The 5,000-nt window shown below is 59.7% G+C and carries 4 protein-coding genes, 1 tRNA gene and 2 rRNA genes (1 of these 7 running past the window's edge); 3 read left to right on the top strand and 4 right to left on the bottom strand.

The features are described 5' to 3' along the window. From NKJ93_RS32940 to NKJ93_RS32930, 3 genes are all read left to right on the top strand, one after another. Positions 1-1,764: ribosomal RNA gene (locus NKJ93_RS32940) — 23S ribosomal RNA — on the top strand; it begins 1,043 nt to the left of the window's first position. Positions 1,765-1,860: 96 nt separating this feature from the next. Beyond that, a 5S ribosomal RNA gene (gene rrf, locus NKJ93_RS32935) occupies positions 1,861-1,975 on the top strand. A gap of 234 nt (positions 1,976-2,209) precedes the next feature. Then, positions 2,210-2,286, top strand: a tRNA-Met gene (locus NKJ93_RS32930). Between the two features lie 66 nt (positions 2,287-2,352). Here the strand turns inward: NKJ93_RS32930 and NKJ93_RS32925 are convergent. From NKJ93_RS32925 to NKJ93_RS32910, 4 genes are all read right to left on the bottom strand, one after another. After that, positions 2,353-2,679: a hypothetical protein gene (locus NKJ93_RS32925; protein ID WP_352593539.1), complete on the bottom strand. Its 327-nt coding sequence runs from the start codon at positions 2,677-2,679 to the stop codon at positions 2,353-2,355. Positions 2,680-3,001: 322 nt separating this feature from the next. Further along, the gene (locus tag NKJ93_RS32920) at positions 3,002-3,508 is read right to left on the bottom strand and encodes an L-2-amino-thiazoline-4-carboxylic acid hydrolase (protein WP_352593537.1); all 507 of its coding nucleotides are present in this window, start codon (positions 3,506-3,508) and stop codon (positions 3,002-3,004) included. After that, the gene (locus NKJ93_RS32915; RefSeq protein ID WP_352593535.1) at positions 3,505-4,296 is read right to left on the bottom strand and encodes an ATP-binding cassette domain-containing protein; all 792 of its coding nucleotides are present in this window, start codon (positions 4,294-4,296) and stop codon (positions 3,505-3,507) included. The genes NKJ93_RS32920 and NKJ93_RS32915 overlap by 4 nt, the downstream gene beginning before the upstream one ends. After that, positions 4,293-5,000, bottom strand: a 708-nt coding sequence (locus NKJ93_RS32910) for an ATP-binding cassette domain-containing protein (RefSeq protein WP_502904422.1), incomplete at its 5' end; no start/stop codon positions are given. The genes NKJ93_RS32910 and NKJ93_RS32915, both read right to left, overlap by 4 nt.

The following is a 5,000-nucleotide window of genomic DNA, read 5'->3' as shown; positions in this document are numbered from 1 at the left end:
AGCTAAGGTCCCCAAGTTATGGCTAAGTGGGAAAGGATGTGAGGATCCCAAAACAACCAGGATGTTGGCTTAGAAGCAGCCATCATTTAAAGAAAGCGTAACAGCTCACTGGTCTAAATAAGGGTCTTTGCGCCGAAAATGTAACGGGGCTAAAGCCATACACCGAAGCTTAGGGTTTGCAGCAATGCAAGCGGTAGCGGAGCGTTCTGTAAGCTGATGAAGCCATACCCGTGAGGGATGGTGGAGGTATCAGAAGTGCGAATGCTGACATGAGTAACGTAAGGGGAGTGAGAGACTCCCCCGCCGAAAGTCCAAGGGTTCCTGCTTAAAGCTAATCTGAGCAGGGTTAGCCGGCCCCTAAGTCGAGGCAGAAATGCGTAGACGATGGGAACCACGTTAATATTCGTGGGCCTGGAGGAAGTGACGGATCATTGAGGTAGTCCAATCTTATCGGATTGAAAGGGCTGCTGCGTGGTTCCAGGAAATAGCTCCTCCTTATAGACCGTACCCGAAACCGACACTGGTGGACTGGTAGAGTATACCAAGGCGCTTGAGAGAACTATGCTGAAGGAACTCGGCAAATTGCACGCGTAACTTCGGAAGAAGCGTGACCCTTTCATGCGCAAGCATGGGAGGGTGGCACAGACCAGGGGGTAGCGACTGTTTATCAAAAACACAGGGCTCTGCGAAGTCGCAAGACGACGTATAGGGTCTGACGCCTGCCCGGTGCTGGAAGGTTAAGAGGAGGGGTGCAAGCTCTGAATCGAAGCCCCAGTAAACGGCGGCCGTAACTATAACGGTCCTAAGGTAGCGAAATTCCTTGTCGGGTAAGTTCCGACCTGCACGAATGGCGTAACGACTTCCCCGCTGTCTCCAGCATAGACTCAGTGAAATTGAATTCCCCGTGAAGATGCGGGGTTCCTGCGGTTAGACGGAAAGACCCCGTGCACCTTTACTATAGCTTTACATTGGCATTCGTAGTGGCATGTGTAGGATAGGTGGTAGGCTTTGAAACCTGGGCGCCAGCTCAGGTGGAGCCACCCTTGAAATACCACCCTTATCACTATGGATGTCTAACCGCGGCCCGTTATCCGGGTCCGGGACAATGTATGGTGGGTAGTTTGACTGGGGCGGTCGCCTCCTAAAGAGTAACGGAGGCGCGCGATGGTGGGCTCAGAACGGTCGGAAATCGTTCGCTGAGTGCAATGGCATAAGCCTGCCTGACTGCGAGACTGACAAGTCGAGCAGAGACGAAAGTCGGTCATAGTGATCCGGTGGTCCCGCGTGGAAGGGCCATCGCTCAACGGATAAAAGGTACGCCGGGGATAACAGGCTGATGACCCCCAAGAGTCCATATCGACGGGGTTGTTTGGCACCTCGATGTCGACTCATCGCATCCTGGGGCTGGAGCAGGTCCCAAGGGTATGGCTGTTCGCCATTTAAAGCGGTACGTGAGTTGGGTTCAGAACGTCGTGAGACAGTTCGGTCCCTATCTGCCGTGGGTGTAGGAATATTGAAAGGATCTGTCCCTAGTACGAGAGGACCGGGATGGACGGATCTCTGGTGGACCTGTTGTGGCGCCAGCCGCATAGCAGGGTAGCTATATCCGGACGGGATAACCGCTGAAGGCATCTAAGCGGGAAACCCACCTTAAAACGAGTATTCCCTGAGAACCGTGGAAGACGACCACGTTGATAGGCCGGGTGTGGAAGAGCGGCAACGCTTGAAGCTTACCGGTACTAATAGTTCGATCGGCTTGATCGTTCTCATTCCTAATGCCCATTTCTGGCGGCAATCCTTGGATTGCGCCGAGATGGATGGCACAGAAAACAGCTTCTCGAGCAACGTGCGTTTTGCCGACCTGGTGGTTATGGCGGAGCGGCTGCACCCGATCCCATTCCGAACTCGGCCGTGAAACGCTCCAGCGCTGATGGTACTTCGTCTCAAGACGCGGGAGAGTAGGTCGCTGCCAGGTCTGCCAAGCGCACGTTGTTTAATCTTCTCCTTACGAATAGGCCCGCCAACGGGGCTCCGGGCCGCGCAAGCGGCCCTTTCATTTGGCGGAAGCTTGAATTCAGTGAGCCAAGGCTTACTTCTAGGGTTGACGCGGGGTGGAGCAGCGCCCCATCCGCCCACAAAGGCCAAAGGCCTTGAGGACGGACAAACAAAAAAGCCCGGGCTGCCCGGCCGGCGGTCGCCGTGAAGTTGACGCGGGGTGGAGCAGCCCGGTAGCTCGTCAGGCTCATAACCTGAAGGTCACAGGTTCAAATCCTGTCCCCGCAACCAAAGTACGAAAACGGCCCGCCTTGTGCGGGCCGTTTTCGTTTGCTCTGAAGTGCAGCGACAGGATACTCAGCGTTCCGCAGCCAATTTTTCGCGTATGTGTTCCGATCCACCTCTCATACGTCGGGCGAATGGCCGATCGGGATTTACGACGCGCCAAAAGGGCGCGCTGCCGTCTTGACTGATATGCACCAAGTGCCGCCGCACAGTCACTGGGCAGCAGGCGTCTGCTCCGTATTTTGCCGCGAGCTTACGTCGTAACTCTGCAAGGTCCGACAAGTGGCCAGGTCGCGCAGCCCGGAGCTCGTCTGCGACCATGTTCTCCGTTGGGATCAGCATGCTCTGCGTAAGGTTTTTGCCTTTGAGTCGCGTTTTGACCACCGGCAATTCGCTCATAATTCACCTCCAGGAACTCCCCTACTGAAGACGAATAAGAATGCCGCAATCCGACAAATCTCGGAGTGATTTGATTGGGCCGTGGCTCGAACCTACGGTTTGAGGCCACAGCCATGAACCCACAAAGACGCCTCCGGCCGGACACTTACCAACGAAGCCGACACAGCGGGACACCGAGGCAGATCCTGTCCGCACCAAATTCCTCGCAATGCAAACATCAAAACCCCCGGTTGCCTTGCGGCGCCGGGGGTTTTTGTTTGGCTCTGCGCTGCCCAACGGGACGGAGCTTTACGTCTTCGCCGACATGGCTCGAACTGCAGCTCTAGCCGGCATCCCGGTTGGTCAAGGCGATGTGGCAGCAGCCGGAACCGTGGCCCGGCGTCCAGGTGACGTTGTCGAAGCGCACTCCGGTGGCCTCGAACAGGCCGCGGTCGAAGGCGCCGGCGATGCGGCAGAGCGTGGCGAGCTTCTTGTCGCCAACGCCAGCTTCGACCCAAGCGTCCTTCAGCGGACAGCGCTTGACCTTGAAGGCGATGCGGCCTTGGCCGCGTTCGACGTCGGTCGGATACATGCGGCCGCCATCCGGGCTGACGGCGAGGAACGCCTCGCCGATCGCCGTTGCGTCGTTCGGGCCGAAATCGGCGAAGGCCGACGCCGCAACCTCCTTGCCGCGCCGTTCGATGGTGCGGATCATGATAGCCTCAGCCTTTTCCGCGCCAACTTCCGCGGTTAGCTCGTCGAGCAACAGACGATAGAGATCGGCGCGGTTACGGAAGGCGGAATCGAGTTCGCGCGACAGTTTTTCGGCTCGGCCTTCGACGTCGGTCATGATGCGTCCTGTTCGATCCTTGACAGTCTTGGCGCTGCCGCCACCAGCGCCTTGCCGATCGCGGATTGCGGCGCGTCGATGACGGTACGGGCATCGCCGCTCTCGGCAATGCGCCCGGCGTCCAAAATGGCGACCCGGTGAGCGATGGCACGGACGACACCGAGATCGTGCGAAATGAATAGATAGGCGATGCGCTCTTCGCGCTGAAGGTCAAGCAGCAGCCGCAGGATCTGCGCGCGCACCGAAACGTCGAGCGCCGACACGGCCTCGTCGAGCACGACCAGCGACGGTTTTGTGGCGATGGCGCGGGCGATGGCGACTCGTTGGCGTTGGCCGCCGGAGATTTCGTGAATGGCGCGGCCGGCGAGACCGGGGCTGAGGCCGACGCGCTCCAGCAGAGTGGCAATACGGCGCGGGCGCTCGGCACGAGAGGCAATGTGATGGATGCGCAAGGGGTCGTCGAGCACACGCGCCACCGTGGTGCGCGGGTTCAAGGCGGCGAGCGGATCCTGAAACACCATCTGCAGACGAGCGCGCCGGTGGCGCAAGGCAGCGCCGTTCATTGACAGGAAGTCGCTGCCTTCAAATTCGATATGGCCGGCGTCGGGTTCGATGAGCCGCAGCATCAGCCGGGCTATCGTCGACTTGCCGCTGCCTGAAGGTCCGGCCAGCGCCAGCGTCTCGCCAGCTTCGATGTGGAAGGAAACGTTATCTGCCGCGGCAATGATCTTGCCGCCGCGAGGGTATCGTTTGGTCAGGCCGGAAACGGCGAGCAGAGGACTGGTCATGTTCGCTGCAACAGCGGCTCGGCGTCGAGGCCGAGATGAGCGTCAAGCAGCGCCCGAGTGTAAGTGTGCCGCGGCGCACCGACGACCTGCGCCGTCGCACCGAGTTCGATCAATTCGCCATTCCGGAACACGGCGATGCGCCCCGCCAGCTCAGCGGCCAGCGCGATGTCGTGGCTGACGAACAACAGCGTCATGCCGTCCTCGGCCACCAATTGCCGAATTAGCGCGACGATCTCGGCCTGCACGATGGTGTCCAGCGCGCTGGTCGCCTCATCGGCGATCAGCAGTTTCGGGCCGGACGCGATTGCCGCGGCGATGGCGACGCGCTGCTTCTGGCCGCCGGAAAGCTGGTGTGGAAAGGCATGCATAGCCGCATTGGAGTCGGGCAGACGGACCCGTTCAAGCAAGTTTTGGGCCTTCGCGTAGGCTTGCGGCCAATTGAGGCCGAGGTGGGTGTAGGCGACCTCGGCGATCTGCTTGCCAATTGGCATCACCGGGTCAAGGCTCGCCGATGGATCCTGGAAGATGAAGCCGATGTCACGGCCGCCGATTGAAGCATGGTCGCGAAGACTTGCAGGCTGACGTCCCGTCGCACCCCCCTCAGTGGCTGCGGGCCATAGAGGGGCGGCACAGGGGGGGTGGGGTGGGGCAGCAAGATGGGGGGGGGGCCCCACGCACAAACGCGAGGCTCGAGGGGCCGCGGG

This window comes from Mesorhizobium sp. M0028, from assembly GCF_040323855.1.
Lineage (GTDB): Bacteria > Pseudomonadota > Alphaproteobacteria > Rhizobiales > Rhizobiaceae > Mesorhizobium.
Note: the sequence above shows the minus strand (reverse complement) of the source record. Positions and strands in the feature narration are given on the sequence as shown.

Coding starts and splice junctions, on each gene's coding strand:
- NKJ93_RS32920 (WP_352593537.1), bottom strand. CDS start 3,508: ATGACCGACGTCGAAGGCCGAGCCGAAAAACTGTCGCGCGAACTCGAT.
- NKJ93_RS32915 (WP_352593535.1), bottom strand. CDS start 4,296: ATGACCAGTCCTCTGCTCGCCGTTTCCGGCCTGACCAAACGATACCCT.
- NKJ93_RS32925 (WP_352593539.1), bottom strand. CDS start 2,679: ATGAGCGAATTGCCGGTGGTCAAAACGCGACTCAAAGGCAAAAACCTT.